Source organism: Shewanella eurypsychrophilus (assembly GCF_007004545.3).
Lineage (GTDB): Bacteria > Pseudomonadota > Gammaproteobacteria > Enterobacterales > Shewanellaceae > Shewanella > Shewanella eurypsychrophilus.
Genome location: NZ_CP045503.2, coordinates 3,879,179 through 3,898,261 on the forward strand (window position 1 = coordinate 3,879,179; position 19,083 = coordinate 3,898,261).

16 protein-coding genes are annotated in these 19,083 nt (G+C 42.9%); 5 read left to right on the forward strand and 11 right to left on the reverse strand.

The features are described from left to right. The first annotated feature begins 300 nt into the window (after positions 1 to 300). Positions 301 to 861, forward strand: coding sequence for a CBS domain-containing protein (locus FM038_RS16490; protein ID WP_142874431.1), 561 nt, complete (start codon positions 301 to 303; stop codon positions 859 to 861). Positions 862 to 963: 102 nt separating this feature from the next. Here FM038_RS16490 and FM038_RS16495 read toward each other — a convergent pair whose 3' ends face one another. Then, positions 964 to 1,341, reverse strand: a complete 378-nt coding sequence (locus tag FM038_RS16495; protein ID WP_142874432.1) for a DoxX family membrane protein — start codon at positions 1,339 to 1,341, stop codon at positions 964 to 966. A 50-nt stretch (positions 1,342 to 1,391) separates the two neighbouring features. After that, on the reverse strand, positions 1,392 to 1,814 hold the full coding sequence (gene ohr, locus FM038_RS16500) for an organic hydroperoxide reductase Ohr (protein ID WP_142874433.1): 423 nt from the start codon (positions 1,812 to 1,814) through the stop codon (positions 1,392 to 1,394). A 352-nt stretch (positions 1,815 to 2,166) separates the two neighbouring features. Here ohr and FM038_RS16505 point away from each other — a divergent pair, with 352 nt between their 5' ends. Next, positions 2,167 to 3,165, forward strand: a complete 999-nt coding sequence (locus FM038_RS16505) for a lipid A deacylase LpxR family protein (protein WP_223292880.1) — start codon at positions 2,167 to 2,169, stop codon at positions 3,163 to 3,165. Between the two features lie 110 nt (positions 3,166 to 3,275). Here FM038_RS16505 and FM038_RS16510 read toward each other — a convergent pair whose 3' ends face one another. The 6 genes from FM038_RS16510 to FM038_RS16535 form a co-directional block, all read right to left on the reverse strand. Beyond that, positions 3,276 to 4,430 (reverse strand): response regulator, encoded by a 1,155-nt coding sequence (locus FM038_RS16510; protein WP_142874434.1) that lies wholly within the window; start codon positions 4,428 to 4,430, stop codon positions 3,276 to 3,278. A 19-nt stretch (positions 4,431 to 4,449) separates the two neighbouring features. Further along, positions 4,450 to 5,370, reverse strand: a complete 921-nt coding sequence (locus FM038_RS16515; RefSeq protein WP_142874435.1) for a diguanylate cyclase — start codon at positions 5,368 to 5,370, stop codon at positions 4,450 to 4,452. After that, complete coding sequence (locus FM038_RS16520; protein ID WP_195873096.1) at positions 5,363 to 9,775, reverse strand: response regulator; 4,413 nt, start codon at positions 9,773 to 9,775, stop codon at positions 5,363 to 5,365. Before FM038_RS16520 ends, FM038_RS16515 begins: the two co-directional genes overlap by 8 nt. A 13-nt stretch (positions 9,776 to 9,788) precedes the next feature. Then, complete coding sequence (locus tag FM038_RS16525) at positions 9,789 to 10,946, reverse strand: ABC transporter substrate-binding protein (protein ID WP_142874436.1); 1,158 nt, start codon at positions 10,944 to 10,946, stop codon at positions 9,789 to 9,791. A 215-nt stretch (positions 10,947 to 11,161) separates the two neighbouring features. Next, positions 11,162 to 11,455 (reverse strand): putative hemolysin, encoded by a 294-nt coding sequence (locus tag FM038_RS16530; protein ID WP_142874437.1) that lies wholly within the window; start codon positions 11,453 to 11,455, stop codon positions 11,162 to 11,164. 125 nt (positions 11,456 to 11,580) lie between these two features. Next, positions 11,581 to 12,258: a hypothetical protein gene (locus FM038_RS16535; RefSeq protein ID WP_142874438.1), complete on the reverse strand. Its 678-nt coding sequence runs from the start codon at positions 12,256 to 12,258 to the stop codon at positions 11,581 to 11,583. Positions 12,259 to 12,914: 656 nt separating this feature from the next. Between FM038_RS16535 and FM038_RS16540 the strand changes: the two genes are divergently transcribed. The 3 genes from FM038_RS16540 to FM038_RS16550 all read left to right on the forward strand — a co-directional run bounded on the left by FM038_RS16540 (position 12,915) and on the right by FM038_RS16550 (position 16,572). Then, positions 12,915 to 13,568 (forward strand): hypothetical protein, encoded by a 654-nt coding sequence (locus FM038_RS16540; RefSeq protein WP_142874439.1) that lies wholly within the window; start codon positions 12,915 to 12,917, stop codon positions 13,566 to 13,568. A 271-nt stretch (positions 13,569 to 13,839) separates the two neighbouring features. Then, positions 13,840 to 15,981, forward strand: a complete 2,142-nt coding sequence (locus FM038_RS16545) for an LruC domain-containing protein (protein WP_142874440.1) — start codon at positions 13,840 to 13,842, stop codon at positions 15,979 to 15,981. A gap of 33 nt (positions 15,982 to 16,014) precedes the next feature. Then, positions 16,015 to 16,572, forward strand: coding sequence for a hypothetical protein (locus FM038_RS16550; RefSeq protein WP_142874441.1), 558 nt, complete (start codon positions 16,015 to 16,017; stop codon positions 16,570 to 16,572). A gap of 70 nt (positions 16,573 to 16,642) precedes the next feature. Here the strand turns inward: FM038_RS16550 and FM038_RS16555 are convergent, their stop codons facing one another. The 3 genes from FM038_RS16555 to FM038_RS16565 all read right to left on the reverse strand — a co-directional run bounded on the left by FM038_RS16555 (position 16,643) and on the right by FM038_RS16565 (position 18,840). Then, positions 16,643 to 18,250: a PepSY-associated TM helix domain-containing protein gene (locus FM038_RS16555; protein WP_142874442.1), complete on the reverse strand. Its 1,608-nt coding sequence runs from the start codon at positions 18,248 to 18,250 to the stop codon at positions 16,643 to 16,645. A gap of 61 nt (positions 18,251 to 18,311) precedes the next feature. After that, the gene (locus FM038_RS16560) at positions 18,312 to 18,563 is read right to left on the reverse strand and encodes a hypothetical protein (protein ID WP_142874443.1); all 252 of its coding nucleotides are present in this window, start codon (positions 18,561 to 18,563) and stop codon (positions 18,312 to 18,314) included. Further along, a complete protein-coding gene (locus FM038_RS16565) occupies positions 18,553 to 18,840 on the reverse strand; it encodes a hypothetical protein (protein ID WP_223292881.1) in 288 nt (95 codons plus the stop codon). The genes FM038_RS16560 and FM038_RS16565 overlap by 11 nt, the downstream gene beginning before the upstream one ends. Between the last annotated feature and the right edge of the window lie 243 nt (positions 18,841 to 19,083).

A 19,083-nucleotide genomic window follows, 5' to 3' on the forward strand; every position in this document is an offset into this window, starting at 1 on the left:
ATTGGCACTTCTATCGCCTCATTTCAAAGCTCGCTTCACGATTTCCAGCCACACTAATTAACAACTACATCAATTGTTTATACAAAAATTAATTGTCATTAATGCGATTGACCTACTTGCATTGCATGAACTAGCTTGGTAGGGGATGACTTCTACCGATAAGAGATCAATGGCCTTTCGCCTAACTACTGATTTTTCGACAATCGTTTTAGCCATGGTCTCAATGGCAGAAGTAAAGGTCACCCTACGGACCGACATCGATTCTAACCTAAGCCTTCGTAGTTTAAGGAATTATAACAAATGAGAAATTTAGAGCTATTCAGTACAGTATCGATAGATCACCTACTTTGGTCGTCAGATGAGGACACTGCCAAATTAAACTCACCAGCCCTATCAATTTTCACCGACTTTGATCATTCACAACCTATGGTCATTGACGCTTGCACTACTGCGGTTAACGCACTCGAGATCATGGAGAAAACTCATAGTTTTATGCGCTTAGTCGTCGATAAGTCTAACAATTTTTTAGGTGTACTCACTAAACATCAACTAAAGCATAGAAAAATACTCAAGAAGGCAAATAAATACAGCTCGGGTCTGGATGAACTTTTAGTCACAGATATGATGCTGACACGAGAGAAATTGATGGCACTGGATTATGAGCAGATCTCAACAGCAAATGTCAGTGATGTTGTTAGAGCCTTACAGGAAAATGGTCTACACCATATTTTAGTCATCGATCATCAACAACATCATATTAGAGGGTTAATTTCAGCGAACGATGTGGCACGTAAACTCAGAGTCCCAATTAATATAGAGCAGCCTCCTTCATTTATGCATATTTTCAAAGCAGCTATTTAGTCTGAGTGGCCTGATTTAAGTCCTAGTTAAAGCCCTGAACCACAATTCAACATACTGTAGTGAAAGTTAAGGCCAACATATAGGTGGCTTTAACTTTATCCCTTATTTAGCACTTACCTTAGCGTGACCCGCTAACACTAAAAGGCCTGCAAAGATCCCTAGATTCTTAACAAAGTTTTGCACCTCATGGGCTCCTTCAATGCCAGTATAATTCCAAAAATCATGCAGATTGAGATTAATAACCAGAACTAACACTGCGAGCAATAAAGACACAATGAAGGTGTAACGATTAAAAATAAGCGCAATCGCCGCCGAAATTTCAAATACTGCCGCCATAGCGAGCAATTGTGGGATCATCACCATATTATGGTTCGCCATTAAGGCTATATGCATATCCCAGCTAACAAACTTCATCACTCCAGGTAATAAGAAGTAAAGCGCTAACAAAACCCTTCCTGAAGTGATTAACACAGTATTCATTGACGACTTCCCCTCAAAAAATATTTTACCTAGTCCTGTTTCATCGAATATTAGATAACTTGTCCATTTACTGTTAGGGCAACATCTATGTTGTTTCGGGTTGCATTGGAATAAGGACAAACATGATGTGCCATTTTTACCAGTTCCACAGCCTGCTCTTGATCTAGGTCTAAAGTGACATCTAATGCTGCACTGAGTGCAAAGCCACCTTCTTCTCTTGCACCTATGCCTATCGTCGCTGTCACTGGAGCTTGTGATAACTTAAGTTTAGTCTCTCTGGCAACATGTAAAATAGCATTCGAGAAACAGGCACTGTAACCCGCGGCAAATAGCTGTTCAGGATTCGTCGCCTCACCGGTGCCACCCATCTCTTTTGGATAGCTGAGTAATAGGCTAAGTTTGCCATCTTCAGTTTCAACATTGCCGTTACGTCCAGCGCTTGCAGTTGCTTTAGTTTGATAAATGTTTTTCATCTTTTTTCTCGCTGTGTATTAGGTAGTAAACACGAAATTAAATTGCGCGCAATTGATTTAAGGCAATCCTAACACCAAGATGAGGATTGCGCAACTATATTGCGCGCAACCAATATTTGAAATAAGCTGACGAGTATGAACAAAAATGTTGGCTTGCCAATCTATCAAAACTGCACGATTACAAAGCGTCACATTTATTTTGTTGTTCTATATGACAGGCTTTGTTTATGCTGACTCTATCGCTGATTGACGTGTATATGGCTAACGAAAAGCGTAACTTGATGGGGGATCAACCTAAAACACGGCTTGAATGACTCATCAAACTCACATTTCACAAAACTAGGAGAATAAATTGTCTAAACATTTATTACGCTACAGCATGCTAACTTCTAGTTTAGTCCTCAGTATTCCTACAGCCTTTGCCGGCCAATGGCATCTTCAACTCGATAATGACATTATTTTCGGTGACGATGGTAACTACACGAATGCCATCATTCTAGGCTGGGAAAGCGAAACTCAATCTGATCTTACATTTGCTCCTAGTCCCGCTCAATGGTTGGGCATGCTTAACTTTTCACAAAGTGATGCTGAATATGCCTGGGGTTGGAAAATCAGCCAACAGATGTGGACTCCAGGTCTAATAGAGATTGAAGCCCCACAACCACAAGATAGACCCTATGCTGGATATTTAGCATTTGAAGGCCACACGGCGGCTTATTCTGCTACTTTGGCTCAAAAAAACTGGTTATCAATAGGCGTCGTTGGACCCGCATCGGGTAACGAGCAAGTTCAGTCCTTTGTGCATAAGATCACCGACTCCTCTGCACCTCAAGGCTGGCAATATCAGGTTAAAAACCAGGTGACACTACAAGCTGCCTATGAAGTTGATGCCCTTTTAAGCAGAGGCTCGGCATTTAATAGCCACTTAATCGGTGATACACAGTGGGATGTCAGTGGCTTTAGCCACACTCAGGCGGGTAATTTTAGGAGTGAAACTGCATTAGGGTTAACACTGCGCTGGGGAAATGAACTGGCAAACTCATTTGGCCGCTTGAGCCAACATACAGGTCAATATGGCAACCTTTCAGCCACAACTAAAAGCAGTAACTTTATGGTCTTTAGCCGCGCCTACGTCGGTTACCGGTTTAATGATCTGACGTTAGATGGCTCGCTTCCCTATGACTCTCTTGTCGAAATGGAGCATAAGCAAGCAGGCTTAAATACCGGGATCATTTGGTATCATCCTAGCTGGTCTGTGGCCTGGACTTTCAACACCTATACCAAAGAATATGTCAGCGACGCTGATAAATGGCACGGCTTTGGTTCATTGACCGTGAGCTGGCATCTATAATTTTCTCAGGATAATACCAATCGGTATAACCAATTGAGTACCACTGAATATTGACCTGACGAGTAAAATCCTGCTGTCCTTATGTTTAATATCAATATGGCGGTAATTCATTATTGATTTTTGTTGATGCTGGGCTCATTGAGCGTATTAAAAAAGTCATATAGGCTCTCAAGTATGGAGCCCAGTTCACCACTGACAGCCTTTGTTTGACCTTGAGTCTCCTGCAATTGTAAAGAGGTCTGATCGGCGAGTGCCATCAACTTCTTCTCTTGGTCTTCTTCTAAACCTAAACCAAACAACATCCCCTCTAACTCTGACACCATACCATGCATGATCCCCTGAGAATTTTGGTCATGTTCAAACAGCCGTGTGGTCGTTTTCTTAATCTGCTCTTCTGCCACCGAGATCACTTGAGTAAAAATCTCCTGACGCTGCTCTAACATCACATTACGAGCCTTAATATTTGCCAGCTGTGCATCGGCAATATCCATCAACACAGCGAGATGATCTCTAAAGCGACCACAACGTTTCTCATCATCGAGTGGCATATCTTTAATGAGTAGAACAATATGTGGGTCTCTTATGATGGTGCGGATACCAACACTCAATATCCGTTCATTGTGTTCGACGAATCTAGCTAAAACTTTTGCCTCCATACTCTCTTCACTGCAATCAACATATATGACTTTTCCTGCATCGACTCGCGCCACGGAGTTGATGCCGAAGCTAGAGATGATATTGATAATGGCTTTTCCGACCTCATCGGCATCTCTGATCGATTGAGCATCTTTTATGAATTGAACAACTTGTCCCAGCTCACTACTCACGGTCATCGCCTCCATGGCAATTCCCATAGCCTCAGATGCCGAATCTTTGGCTTGGTTGATGTTATTTTTTTGCGCTAAACAGTGTGATACTTTGGCGAATAAAATCTCTGGCTCTACCGGTTTAACAATATAATCATCTGCACCCGCCTCAAACCCAGCAAGACGTTCCTCATAAGAGTCCAACCCCGAGACGAATATGATCGGCAAGCTTTCTGATTGATACTCTTTTCTCAATTTAACGCAGACTTCATAACCAGAAAGTCCAGGCATCTCAACATCCAATAAGATAAGGTCTGGAATTGATTTTGCCACCTTGATTAAACACATATCACCTGAAGCCACCTCCTCGACATCATACTCACCTTCAAGCATGGCACTCAGCATCAAACGACTATCCGCAGTATCATCTACAATCAGAATATTGGCATTTTTACTCATGAGTTTTCCCTAAAAGTAATCAGACTATCTTCTTTTCTAATTCAAGCCCAATGACATCAACTTCTGCTGCAACGACTTGATTACGCCCTTGATCTTTTGCTTTATACACGGCAGCATCAGCTCGAGAAAGTAAATCAACGAATGTGAGCTCATGTTCCATTAGTTGAGCCACCCCAAAGCTGGCGGTAATGGTGATACCTGAGGGCTTAAGCGCTTCAATTTTTGCTCTTAATAATTCTGCTTTTTCCATCGCAAAATCAAGCGGACAATGTTCTAGCAAAATAACAAATTCTTCGCCACCAAACCGGGCAACGACATCCTCTTTTCGACTGTTCTGTTTAAATACTTCAGCGATGCCCTTAAGGACTTCATCACCCGCATGGTGACCATACTCATCATTAACATGCTTGAAGTAATCAATATCTATCATCATGACTGATAGCTCATTACCATGCCTTTCAACATGAGCCAGTTTGTTATTGGCAGACTCAATGAGAAAATGGCGATTATAAAGTTGGGTCAGTTGATCATGCAGCGCCATATTTCGCAGCTCATCGCTTTGATGCTTGAGCTGAATTTGTGTTGATACTCTGGCTGTGACTATCGCCGGACGGATAGGCTTTGTGATGTAATCTACAGCCCCTAGCTGTAAGCCAAACTCTTCATCTTCATCAGAATCTCTACCGGTAACAAAAATAATCGGAATGTGCTTTGTAATGGGATTAGCTTTCAACTGTCGGCATACTTGATAACCATCCATTTCAGGCATGATCACATCCAGTAAAATAAGATCGGGTAAAGGTGGGTTTTGTGCGAGTTCAATACAGCGTTGTCCACCCATAGCTATTTTCAGCCGATACTGACTCTTTAAACACCCAGCTAATAATTGAATGTTAGTGCGTGTATCATCAACCAATAAAATTGTAGCCTGATCAGCCATTGACAATCCCCTTTGCTTGAATCGAGTCTGTATCGACTAAGTAGATAGATAATTCGCTTATGCAGCTGACGGCCTCTTCATGCTCAAAGTCGGCTAAATGTTGTAACAAGCTGTCAAACCTTGCCTGTAATTCTGGCTCATCGGTCACTTTCTTCAAATGCACATATTCATCGACATCGATATAACTGCCTTCGCCAAGTTTTTCTGAAATATCAGCCAAACTTTTTGAAATTAATTGATCACTGGCACAATCAGCTGGCACCTCAGGTTCTAGCGGTACACTGTGAGATTTGACCACTTGAATCAACTCATCATAGCTATGCTGCAGTTGGAGAATTTCCTCTTCAATGGTATCGAAATCATTGTGCTTTGCCGCTTCTTCAATGGTTGCAGAGTTGGCTTGTAACCTGCCACCACCAAGGTTAGCAGCCACTCCCTTTATGGTGTGGGATATGTGCCGTATTTTGTCTATCTCTTTATTTTCAACAGCTTCTGATAAATCCTCGATACGCTTAGGCATATCTTGTAAAAACAGACTGATGATGGCATTAAATAATGAATCTTTTCCCATTGATCGTTTCAACAATGCGTCTTTATCCCACACAGACAGATCGACTTCATTGGGCTTGGTTTCTGCAATAGAAAGACACTCAGGTTCGGCTGTATTCACTGTAGATTCATTTTCAGGCAACGCCTCCAAAACCTCCTCACCAGTTTTTGTTTCAACAAGCTCTTCGACCTTTTCTTTAGGCAGCCATTTCATCAGCTTATCTCGCAATTTATCTGGATCTATCGGCTTAGGTAAATAATCATCCATACCCGCATCGATACACTTTTCTCTGTCTCCCATCATGGCATTCGCTGTCATGGCAATAATAGTGATCTCTTTATTGATATCGCCTCCATGACCAGCACGTATCTCGCGTGTCGCCTGATAACCATCCATTTCAGGCATTAAGCAATCCATTAACACCAGATCAAAGGGTGAACGTACTGCATTTTTTATTTTACTGAGGGCTTGTATGCCATTCTCAGCGACCACTACGTCTAAATTAAAGTCCTCTAAGATCCCCACTGCGACTAACTGATTGACGTAATTGTCCTCAACTAAAAGGATCCGCGCATTAAGACTCCAGTTAGGTTCACTGAGATTACGATCTAAATTTAAAGCCTCTAAATAATGGTGTGTCACTAACGGATTAGCATTACTCAGGGCTTCACCTCCCTCGGCAACAACATTAAGCGCATCAAAAAGGTCCGAGGTCGTCGTTGGCTTAGGAAAATATGCACTGAATCCTAGCTTTGCGAAGAAGCTGGCATCCCCCATTTGAGACATAGAGGTCATCATGACTAATTTTATCGCACCGGTTCTTGGATCAGATCTTAACTTCTGACCCAGCTCAGCCCCATCCATTTCGGCCATTTGCATATCTAAAAAAGCAACATCGAATGCAGGAGTTTCAGGCTCTAAATACCTTTGAGCACAGATATCTAATGCTTGCTGACCGCTACGCGCTTCAACAACTGTCGCTCCCCATAGCTCAAGCTGCTCTCTTATCACTTCCCGATTAGTCGCATTATCATCGACCACCAATAGATTCAATTCATGAATATCAACTTTAGGTACGACCAATGTTGAGCGCTCGCTCTTGCCAAGTATGACTTTGATTTCAAAACAGCTACCGACGCCCTCAACACTACTGACCGTGACATCACCTCCCATCAATTGAGAAACTCGTTTCACTATCGCAAGTCCTAAGCCTGTTCCTCCATATTTTCTGGTCGTCGATGCATCGACCTGGCTAAACGAATGAAACAGGCCGTCAATCTTACCGCTAGGAATACCGATCCCGGTGTCGGTGACAGAACAAGTAAACAGCCATTTACCTTGTTCAGCCGGCGTCAACTTAGCTCTTACAACCACCTCACCCTGCTTAGTAAATTTAATGGCATTACCGGTTAGATTAGTGAGCGCTTGGCGTAATCGGCCAGGATCACCTTTTACCATAGACTCTTCGACCCCTTTGAGATCTAAAATCAGTTCGAGTTTATTATTCTGTGCTTGATGGGCTATACCTTCTGCAAACTCTCCAAGCATTCCCCTAAGATTGAAATCAATCTCTTCAAGCTCCAACTTACCCGCATCGATTTTTGTGTAGTCCAAAATATCATTGATAAGAGATAATAAAGATTGCGCACTCGATTGAGCGATATTGACACGACGATTTTGGTATTCGGTTAGCTTAGAGTTAGATAACAGGCCCAACATGCCTATCACTCCATTCATCGGCGTACGGATCTCGTGGCTCATACTTGCTAAGAATTCGCTTTTCACCTTAGTGGCTAATTCAGCTTCCTCTTTGGCCCGTAATAGTGCACTTTGGGTTTCAGTTTGTTCGGTTACATCCCTGAAACTCCACACTCGGCCAAAATATTCGCCATCTATTTTCATTGGAGATGATGTACGTTCAAATACTCTACCATCGAGAAACTCTAATATATCAAATGCTTCTAGTGCCTGTTCCTTATACAGAACATTCACACGCTGAATAAAAGCAATCGGCTCTTTTAATTGCCTTTGCACTTGCTTGAGTATGACTCTGTCATTGACGCCTTTATTGAGTAATTCTTTTGTCACTCCCCAAAGATTAGAAAACTGGCTATTGGTTCTTAAGATCTCACCTTCACAACTGGTGACTAATATGCCGTTATCTGTTGACTCTAAGGTTGCATTCATCAGAGTGAGCGCCTCCTTAACCTCTAATTCCTGACGTTTTCTCTCTGTGATATCGGCTCTGATCGCAATATAACTTTTTGGCAGATTTCTCGCATCTTTAAGTGCAATAATCGTTGTATCGACCCAGTAGATACCGCCTTGTTTATTGCGATTACAGATCTCACCATGCCACACATTGCCTTTAGAAATAGATCGATACATCTGAGTAAAAAAATCACTGGAATGATAACCTGAGTTGAGAATTCTATGATTTTTCCCCATTAATTCTTTAATGCTATAACCACTAATTTCTGCGAATTTATCATTGGCATAAGTGATGGTTCCTTTAAGATCGGTTAATGCAACGATTGCATGTTGATCTAAGGCAAATTTTTGCTCTTCTAATGAGCCGAGCGCCTCCATCACTTGACTATTGGCTGCTCTTAATGCTTCTTCGTCACGTGCTTTTGCATCCAGCATCTGATTGAAGGCGTTGGCAAGCAGTCCAATCTCATTATCTTCTTTGACTTCGACTCGAGTCAGTTCCTCTCCTGCTGCAACCTTGCGACTTGCATCAGCAAGCTTGATCACTGGGCGGGTAATTTTTCTGGCGATAATGACTGAAGCAAACAGCACTCCAAGGACTGTGAGTAAAACAAGAATGAACATTACTTTTTTCAGCCATTCACTGGCCGACAAGGCCTCCTCGGTGTTTATTTCACTGATCAGTAACCACTCAACATTGGCAAGCTTAACCACATGATTTAAGCCAATAACCTCCTCATTAGCGGGGCCGATATACTCGTGTGCAATACTGTTTTCTGTCGTTTTTCCGACATTGAAGTTCTTTTCCTGCCAATCCACAAAAGCTTTCGTCTGTATTTGTCTTTTTAGTACCTCCTCCCAATTCTCTTTTATAGGGGCCCTAAGAAAGCCATCCTTGCCGATAATGTAATGAGTCAAAGAACTCGGTTCAGAGATTGTTGAATGCAACATGTTGAATATTTTTTCGAATCTTAACTCAATGACATAGGTTCCAATTGGGCTACCAAATTCATCTAACACCAATGCAGATATGAACCCAGTGATTTTACCTTGGCTCAAAGGGCTATGCTCCAGACCCGAAAAACGTGCAAGGCCTGTATCCATGGTGACTTTCAAGCTTTGTGAAAATTTAGAGTCTACCAATTCACTGGAGAACACATTTTTCCCCTTGGCATCAGAACTGATCACTGAATAAAGAATATCCCCCTCACTATCAATCAAGAAAATATCATTAATGTAATCATACTGTCGGCTCAACACGATAAGATCGTTTTGTAGTCCATCGACTCGTTTGGCCCAATCGTAGCTGCTGACATAATCCTGCAGCGTTTTTCTACTTTGCACTTTTCCTTTAGCCAGAGAGTCCAGCATCAACCTGGCATTGATAGACTCTGCTTTAACATTAAGATCCACCATTCGATAGTTAAACCAGTTTTCGATTGACTGGACACTCAGCAATGAAGATTGTGTCAGTTCCTCCTCTGCCGCATCCACAAGGCTTTGCTCAGCTTGCTGATAGCTAAACCATGCAACAATAATCAGGGGCAGCAAGGACAAGAGTAAAAACCATAGTGTGAGGTTAAAACTCAAGGATTTAAATTTGTTAGCTTCTTTTCTTGATCTTGACTTGAGTTCATCTTCCATTATGACTCTCGCTCTATCGATTCAATTGAACTGGGTTCACTACAGCTTCTGCTAAGCCATTACGACTAAAGCTCTCATCGGCAAAGTTATCAATATCGATGGCATTTTTGATAATCCCCCCCTCAACCGCGAGATCCATGATTAATTTCAACCCTGGTTTATCTACATTCAAATTTTGATAGTTAATCACTCGCAAGTCAGGATCTAAGCTGGCAATAATCGCTTCTCGCGTATGAGCCGGGATATGTTTACGAACCAGTTTCACTATCTCCTCCATAGCTTCTCCTCCCTGAGTACGAGCAAGCTCTATGTCTTCTCCAGCCTTATGGATATAATCCATCACTTCATGTACCGCTTTGCGTTTGTTTTTTATTGCTTCATCTGTCGCTAAGGCAATACATTCAACATGGCCATGCTCCCAGGGCATCACATCTTTGGAATACCAAGCCACATGCCCAAACCCGCCAGTTTCAACCACATCAGCCCAGGGTAGAGACTGTTCAAATGCGGCCGCTTGGGCACGACTGCTCTTACTCTTAATGAAACTGGGGGATTTTGGCGGAGCAACAGCAATTGCTTGCACATCGGCACCAGAATTAGGCATCAGGCTCATGGTAAGGCCATGCTCTTTTAGATAACGGTATAAAACCACGGTATGAGTCGCTAGCAGATGCGGCATACCGACCTCGGTAGCACGTCCCGTTAACTCAAACTCTTTCTTCAATGCGTTAGCGACTTTATCATCAGGTTTCCTTTCCTGTCTGACCAATGGCAGCTTAACTCGCTCATTCAGCAGATCATTTATCGCCAGTGCATTACCATCCCTATGCATCAAGCCTATCCACCGAAAAATAGGCTTCTCAGCAAACATATCCATGGCCAGAGGGCTCATAACATAGGCCATGTCGACTTCACCAGACAGATAATAAGCACGTAGAAGGTCCCAGTTTTTCATCTGCTCTATCTGGAAATCGGCATGCTTCATATCGTGTCGATATCGTTCATAGGCCACAATCGATGCATAGTGATCGGCGAGAGGAATATAGAGAGCTTTGATCAACTTTTTATCTTCAGCATGGGCACTTGCCGATACAGCGAGAACAAAAAACAGTGTGATTACAAAGGCTAAATAGGTAATTGGTCGATGTGACGAACGAACACGAGCAGACATGTGTCTCTCCCTGACCTGTAATGATGAGCAACTGAATAACAATATCTAATTGAGCTTAGTAGAGCATCAACAGCTTTTCACTAAGGAAAAGGAAAAAAACGAAATGATGACAGAAAGATAAGTACCTACATTAGGTAAGGTTATTGCCTCTTTGGCTACTGCTGCGTTGGCCATTGTGATAAGTCCGTTGTGGTCGAAACTATATGAAACAGGTTTTATTTGTCTTGATGGTCTCGACGGTAGAGGGCCCACTCCTCGATGACTTCACCGGAGGGAAGCGTGCAAATACCTTGTTGTCCATCGGGACCGGTGACAATCTCCAGCTTTCCATCCAATGCAAGGCAGTAGTCGGAAGCCGGGTTACTCATGTTTGCCATAACGACATCTTCATGAATAGAACATGCTGCAAGGGCTAAAAAAATAATAAGCAGACCGACACCGATAAAGACGCCGTTAATCAACTTCGCAAATGAGATATTGCTAAACAAACTAGGGTTCATATTTTTCATGAAATAACTCCAGAAAATCTTCGATATCAGGCCGATAAGTTCTCACTTATCGGCCTGTAAATATAACAAAGCGCCCGAGTGGACGCTTAGCGATAACGTTTATTATTTATCATTTAAGTAATGACTTAGAAACGGTAACCGACAGTAAACATCACAGTGCTGAAGTCTTTATCTTCGACAGAGTAAGATACGGCTCCAGCATCTAAACCACCGGTGTGAAGAACCGAGCCGGTTCCTTTCATATCACGACCGCCGCTGTGGAAAGTGTAATGCAGGTTGAAGTTCAGGCCATTATCCATGTAGTAACCGACACCTATCATAGGCTTAACCACAGTGTTGCTATCGGCGTTAAGGTTTAGCTCAGCTTGCTCGAAGCCTTCCTGACCTGGAGTGGCATTATTAAGTTCATATTGACCCACTGATTTTAGCTTTGAAAACTCGGCACCGGCCTTAACTGCCAGATGACCCGCTCCCATATCAAACTGGTAGCCAAGATATAGAGTGTGAGCCTTATAATCATTTCTTTCACTGCCACTGACTTGAATCATCTCGACATCAGGGGCACCAGGCATGACGTCTGTTTCAAAGCTGGTATTAATATTCTGACCTTTCTCGGCACCGCTGTAGGTATAACCAAAAACGAAGTCGCTATAACCCGCTTCCAAACCGATGGCAGCCTTGGTTCCCATGGCCTTACTGTTTGATGCACCAACCATAGGGTTGATGGTGAACTCACTGGCGTTAGCCGAAGCTGAAAGGACAAACATAGATGTTAAAGCGCACGCTATAACTAATTTTTTCATGATTAAATCTCTCTTATTTCTCTCTGACTGAGTTTTAGGTTGTTATAAACCAATACCGCTTCCATTCTATGGACCCACTCAGACGTAACCTCTGTTACACATTCAGTGAGTTAATCCGTATTGATTAAGATGCTGAAATAATATCGATAACCAGACGACCACACTTCACTAAGAGAATTAGTGAGCAATAGAAAAATCGATAAGCCAGTCGACACCTAGGGGACAAGAAGCGCAGTAAGGGGAGCTGGGCATATGATGGCTTAATAGGCGGGCGGCTTTAGCGGATAATAAAGTCTAAAAGATGAGCAATAACGTTAGCTGCTGGGGAGGAAGGTGAAAGAATATTAGTAAACACTGTAAGTGGTGATCCATAAGTGCTGTGGATACATCATAGTATTCGATGGTAAAAGCCTTCTGATATGGAGCCATCCTTGGCGTCAGAGAGTCCATAAACTTGCTTCTATATTCTGTACAGCTCAATAGCGGGTGCTATTAACTTCACCGAGTTAAAGTAGACACATCTCGATACTGCTGCATTCAATAACCCTAAGTCTGTACTGACCTTCATTACTAAGAAACTTAATAACAGCTAATGATGACTAGTAAACACATTTACAGGTAAGATGTAACCCATTAATACATATCAAGAGTTCACTATGACAACAGCACTTTCAGCAAAAGCTAAAGCAGAGTTAGGCAGCTTGATGGTTAACACGAGTGAATTAGTCGATCTCTTGTCCCTATTACCAAGAGAACATCTGAGCGACTACCCCCTGCTGCAAAAAGAGATATTCAGTAAGCACCCAAAAGTGAAGGGTTATAACAAGGCATTAAAGGACAAGCTATTTACCAAGGAAGAATTTCGAGATCGTATTTTTGCCAGGCTCGATATCTTCGCCTATGAGATGGCGGTATCGATGAATACTGATTACCTCATTGAGCGGGTAATGCTATTGGTCGGTTCTGAAATTAATAAGATTGATGAACTTGAGATAAACGAAATAGGCGCTGATGTTTTACAAAGAATATTGTTAGAGCTGAGTACTCAAGTTAGAAAACAAGTACAACCTAAAGCCGATCACCCTTTCTTAGCGGAGCGTGGCAGAATCGATCATAGCTTTTGGCGCCATGCCGACAAAGCGTACGATGCGTTTAAAGAGGGCTACACCACTCAAGCCGCGCTGGATGCCTGGTGTCAACTTAACCTACATACCCGCTGCCCTCAGAGTTTTATTCGTTGGTTGAAAACTCATGAAGACCCTAGAGAAATCAATGAATGGATTGATTATGTCTCTCAGGGCAATGACTGATTTTTAAAATAAACATACCTCCCAAGATGCTCTGTATTGCGCAGAGCTATTGCTTTATCCCACCAAAGTATTCTCTCCCGTTTTAACACTGTATTTGTCATGTATTTATCACGGTTTCGATTCTCCACATGACCTTGCAGTATGAGTCGCATAATGCACTTACTTATTAACCAAACTTCAATTAATAATTAAAAAACCATAAATAACAACATATTAAAACGTGGCACGTTTCATGCTCTACTTCATTCAGCGCTCATAAAAGGGAACTGCTATGAAACCACCATTACGTATACTGCTCGCTTGTACTGGCATTTTATCTTCATTCAATACTATTGCCGGCGAATTTGAATCTTGCCCAACTCAAGCATTTATCATTCAAACCCCCTCTTCTGTGCCTATCTCCTATGGCGTTGAATTAGCAACAGGGAGCTACGTCATACTGTCGAGTGATATGAATCGCATTAAAGCCTATAACGGTGTCGGATTTAGCTATCACGATAACTATATATATGGCTGGGACTATGAAGGCGGCACGTTAGGGAAAACCGGTGATGACTATGTGATAGTCCCTTTGACTGTGACGAAAGATGCCGATTCTATCGCTGCTGGCAACTTCTATGTTGGTGATGTAGCCATCAATGAAAATGCTTGGTACGGTTATAGAAAAAATAAAGGTCTGTTTAAAATTCCTCTCGATGATCCAGATAACTATTCAATGTCATTGGTGTCAGGAAGTACCAGTAATGCCACATATAAGATAACCGACTTTGCCTTCCACCCCAGTGATGGATACATCTATGCTGTGACTAATGGCGCTACAGGCAGCCTATTGCAGATAGATCCAGTAAATGGCGCGGCAATTAACCTTGGTGTCGTCGTGACATCATCGGGTTCAAATTTTACCTTCGGCGCGCAGTTTTTTGATCCTGATGGCATGCTTTATCTCAGTAATAATAGCGACGGAAAAATTTACCGTCTCAATGTCAATGATGCTAACCCCAGCGCAGATATATTTGCTTATGGACCCTCATCGACGAGTAATGATGGTGCACGGTGTGCCTTGGCCGAAGTTCCCGTTGGTGATAATGTCGATTTTGGCGACGCACCAGATACCTATGGTACCTATATGGCATCTAATGGCGCCAGACACTCCATCATAGATGACTTTTATTTGGGCTCAAGTGTCGATAACGAGGCCAATGGTTATCCGACCCCACTTTCAGACGATACCAGTGATGGTAATGATGATGAAGATGGTATTAGTCTTCCAACCGGCTTCGAGTTAGGTGAATCTGCAATTATTTTAGTCACTGCCACTGGCTCTGGCGGATATCTTAATGCATGGTTTGACTGGGATAATAACGGCGTTTTCGACAGTGACGAACAAGCGATTAGCGGCAAAGCACTGGCAGCAGGCAGCAATACTGTCAGTTTAGATGTGCCGACTTGGGGCAAAGCGGGACAAACATGGGCGCGTTTTCGCTTCAGTAGTTTAGCCGACATAGGTCCAACCGGCGGCGTTGGCGATGGTGAGGTTGAAGACCATCAAGTTACTGTGACCGAAACAGGCGTTACCATTAATTACTACCCATCATCGTCAAGCTATACCTCCGTGGCCTATGAAGACCTTTATCCAGATCAAGAAGATTACGACATGAACGATGTCATCTTTCATCTCAGACTGATTGAATATGTGAAAAATGATCAAGTCATCAGGGTGGAGTTTGAAGCCAAGCTTGCCGCTATGGGAGCTGCCTATCACAACGGGTTCGCCATACAATTACCCGATGTCGCCATGGATAACGTCAAAGAAAGTTCAATCGAATGGAGCATAGATGGTATCGCACAAAGTAGCTCGCCTTTAGAGTCCGGACAAACCAATGCGGTGCTGATTTTCACTGAGGATTTATGGGATCACATTAGTTTAGCCACAGGATGTAATTTCGTCAGAACTGAACCTGGCTGTGGTACCAGCTATCGAACGACTTGGAAGATGAGGATCCCTTTTGAAACCACCATTTCTCAATCCGATATGCCTGATTTCCCCTATGATCCATTTATCTTTGCCACACCGGGAACCGATCATGGCTTAGCCGCTAAAAATGTCGTCGGTGAACTACCAGGACGTAAACTTGAAATTCACCTGAAAAACAAGGCACCTACGGATAAGTTTTCCACCGCCTACTTTGGCTCAAGGGAGGATAGATCTGAACCTAGCAATGGTCTGTATTTCGTTAATGAAAATGGCATGAGCTGGGCCCTTGAGATCCCTACTAGCTGGCAACATCCGTTAGAGCGAGAAAGATTAGATATTACCTACTCAGAATTTGTTAATTTTGCAGCGGATAAGTCCGGTAATACCAACCCAAGTTGGTATCTCCACTCTAATGCAGCTCTCATTTTCCAGGACTAAATAAGCCATGCTAAGCAGGTAAAGGAGTTAGCAATGAAACAACTCATCAATCAAAAGCTAAATAGATTATTCAAGTTAAGTACACTGCTCAGTCTTGGCATCTTAACGACTATATCTGGCTGTGGTGGAGGTGGAGGCGATGATGCCTCTACGGCCGCGGTAACCCCCCCGGTGACTCCACCACCCGTTACCCCTCCACCAACAACGACGCCGGATCCAGAACCTGATCCAGAGCCCACAGCAGAGCCAACCTCTTTGGACGACCTCATCGTCGCCCCTGATAATCCCATGGCGAGTGTTTTTCAACTCGATGTCGATATCAGTTTAACTACATCAAAACGGGCCTATTTTTCATTATGCGATGACTACTCGGATAATAATAATCTCGGCCAAAGCAGCTACACGGTGAACTTTGAGTCTTGCCTGTATCGGGGACCACTTGACAGTGGCAAACTCAATACCGATATCACTATCGCTAACCATAACGGGGAGTTAATCGCCGTTGTATGGTTCTATGATGGTAGTCAGCCTAGCTATAAGCTGTGGCAATATGATCCTGAGCTTGAACAACAGAAACTAACAGTGAACTAGCGACACAAACAGTCCACAGCAAAACGCAGCCACTTAGGCTGCGTTTTTCATTCTGAGTACTTAATCAGTATCAGCTTTGACTCACCACTGCCGATGTGGCTTGAGTATGTAAATCATCAGCTTCATTGACTTGAGTGGTTGATGAATGACGAGATTTTCCAAACAGAGAAAAAGCCACAACAATGAGCAGTACTAAGGTAATAGAGAGCCCAACTTGAACACCCACAACCTGTAAGAACCCGTGATTTAGCAGCTCAACGATACTCTGATGAAACAGTATCCAGTCAAATATCATCGTCATTGCGACGACAGCGGCCGTTGCAATCAAAGAGATAAACAGCAGCTTTCTCTTATCTGTGATAACAAAAGCCATTAATAGATAAAGGCCCAAAGTGACCACGAAACTAAGGATCAACATCTGATCACGAGCAATCCATTCGATTGGCATCACTCGCTCAAACAAGAAAGCCATCGCGGTTGCTAGCATGACGCCCATTGTCGATCCTAAGGTCATACTATTTACCAGGGCAATACTCTTAAGCGACGATTGCCTCTGTTGCTGACGCTTCTCGGCCCAGAGTAGATTGCCGCTGACGATAAGGGTACACACACCTAAGCCCAAAATAAGATAAATGACTCTAAGATCCATTCCGCCATAGTCACCAAAATGCAATGTAGAGAGTACTATTCGTCCTGTGGTCATGGTATTGGGTGTTTCAGGCGCCCTCGAAAACAAGGTTTCTCCATCTTTTAGGGAAAATACTTGTTCGACAGGGCTGACAAATTTCCCCGATTCACTACCAAAAATGTGTAGTAGTGCACTGCTGTCACCATAGTTATAGGCGCGGATAACTCTAGGACTCTGGCCAAACTCTTGAATATGCTGAGCCACTAAGGTATCAACTTCTGCACGGGTATCTAGCGGCTTATCCAGCCACTCTGGCATTTGTTGGGTATAACCGGCATCACTGAGCAGCGCTTGTTGATCGCCTTTATACAAGACTAAGGCAAATGCGATCTGATAGATGATCACTAAATTAAATATCAATCCGGTAATGGCATACATCAAGGTAAACGGCAGGCTCATCACGCCGATGACATTATGCATGGTGAGCAGTTGGTCTCGCTTGCCCTCGTTGGTGCGGTAAAGAAAAAACTGTCTGAACAACTTGCGGGCATGGATAAAGATCCCAGATATCAGCGCGAAAAAGAAAAATAGGGTCACAAAACCTATGATATAACCGCCATTGGGAATATTAAGATCATAGTGCAACTGATAAATAAAATCAGCCAGATAAAAATCATCAACATTGGCCACTATCTCACCAGACACAGGGTCCATCAAGAGTGACACATAATCGATATCTGTCGTCGCATCTTCGGGTAGAACGATATCGACATAGACCTTATAAAATGGCATTTCGTCAGTCGGAGAGACTAAGGTTAAATGCTCCTTGGCGTTAAAGGAACGATCCTTAATTGCCAATGTCATTATCTCGCTAGGAGACAAAACCTCCCCCTGGGCAGGTGTATGGTGCGGCAACACAGACCAGAGGTATATCTCACTGCGAAATAAGCTTATCGAGCCCATAAAGAAAACGATAAACAACAAGCCTGAGATGATTAATCCCAGCCAACTGTGAGCCTCGGTTAAACGCTTTAAAAATTGTTTATTCATAATGGCTTATATTAAATTAATTACTGTTATTCACATATTTATGCTTAGGATAAGTCGCAATTTATCCGAAGAAAAACAAAGTATTGAAACCCGCTGATATCAGCAGTAAGCCGCCACAGCGGCGCCAGGCATGCCAACCTGAATCACTGGCATAACACCAGATCATGGCGCTAACCCAAAGTGGAAAGGCCATCAATAAACCGAGAAATAACCGGGTATCAACGTCTAGCGGAAGCAGGTGATTGAGATTCAACATCACTGAAATTGAGATCAAACAGCCGCCGAATATGGCGGCGAAGGTTTTAGGCCACATGTTGACCTCCCAGTTGAACCACAGCGACCCAGAAAATTAAGTTGAAGCAACTCAAGGGAACAAGCTTGGCCTTAACATGCCCAAGCTGTAGCACAAGGCTAAGCCAGATCAACATGGTAAACGCCAATACCATTAACGCCGAAGTGATCGGGTTATAGATATCGGTTAACAGCCAAATGCTGCAGATAAGACTGCTAATAAAAACTGATATTGAAACCTGCTTCCTCAAAGGTTTAACTAATAAACTTTGATGTTTACTGCAAAGCAATCCTGCCAAACATCCACACCATAGAACGATTATTGCCACGCTAATTGCCATACTCATCTTTATATACAAATAATTATCATTTAGACAACTGGCAATCCTAACAGCTTTAACAGTGGATCTGACTTAATTTACATTATGACTAGAGAATTCAACTACACTCACGATATTTACCAGCATATGCTCTAGTGTAAATACTCTTGCTTTCACCCCACCTCTTCCTGTTAACATCCGCCGCACAAATGTAACGATAAC

Bases quoted from the DNA above. Each gene is read 5' to 3' on its own strand.
- FM038_RS16530 (WP_142874437.1), bottom strand. From the start codon at position 11,455: ATGAAAAATATGAACCCTAGTTTGTTTAGCAATATCTCATTTGCGAAG.
- FM038_RS16515 (WP_142874435.1), bottom strand. From the start codon at position 5,370: ATGGCTGATCAGGCTACAATTTTATTGGTTGATGATACACGCACTAAC.
- FM038_RS16560 (WP_142874443.1), bottom strand. From the start codon at position 18,563: ATGTGGCCTAAAACCTTCGCCGCCATATTCGGCGGCTGTTTGATCTCA.
- FM038_RS16520 (WP_195873096.1), bottom strand. From the start codon at position 9,775: ATGGAAGATGAACTCAAGTCAAGATCAAGAAAAGAAGCTAACAAATTT.
- FM038_RS16550 (WP_142874441.1), top strand. From the start codon at position 16,015: ATGAAACAACTCATCAATCAAAAGCTAAATAGATTATTCAAGTTAAGT.
- FM038_RS16525 (WP_142874436.1), bottom strand. From the start codon at position 10,946: ATGTCTGCTCGTGTTCGTTCGTCACATCGACCAATTACCTATTTAGCC.
- FM038_RS16540 (WP_142874439.1), top strand. From the start codon at position 12,915: ATGACAACAGCACTTTCAGCAAAAGCTAAAGCAGAGTTAGGCAGCTTG.
- FM038_RS16555 (WP_142874442.1), bottom strand. From the start codon at position 18,250: ATGAATAAACAATTTTTAAAGCGTTTAACCGAGGCTCACAGTTGGCTG.
- FM038_RS16535 (WP_142874438.1), bottom strand. From the start codon at position 12,258: ATGAAAAAATTAGTTATAGCGTGCGCTTTAACATCTATGTTTGTCCTT.
- FM038_RS16510 (WP_142874434.1), bottom strand. From the start codon at position 4,430: ATGAGTAAAAATGCCAATATTCTGATTGTAGATGATACTGCGGATAGT.
- FM038_RS16495 (WP_142874432.1), bottom strand. From the start codon at position 1,341: ATGAATACTGTGTTAATCACTTCAGGAAGGGTTTTGTTAGCGCTTTAC.
- FM038_RS16545 (WP_142874440.1), top strand. From the start codon at position 13,840: ATGAAACCACCATTACGTATACTGCTCGCTTGTACTGGCATTTTATCT.
- ohr (WP_142874433.1), bottom strand. From the start codon at position 1,814: ATGAAAAACATTTATCAAACTAAAGCAACTGCAAGCGCTGGACGTAAC.
- FM038_RS16490 (WP_142874431.1), top strand. From the start codon at position 301: ATGAGAAATTTAGAGCTATTCAGTACAGTATCGATAGATCACCTACTT.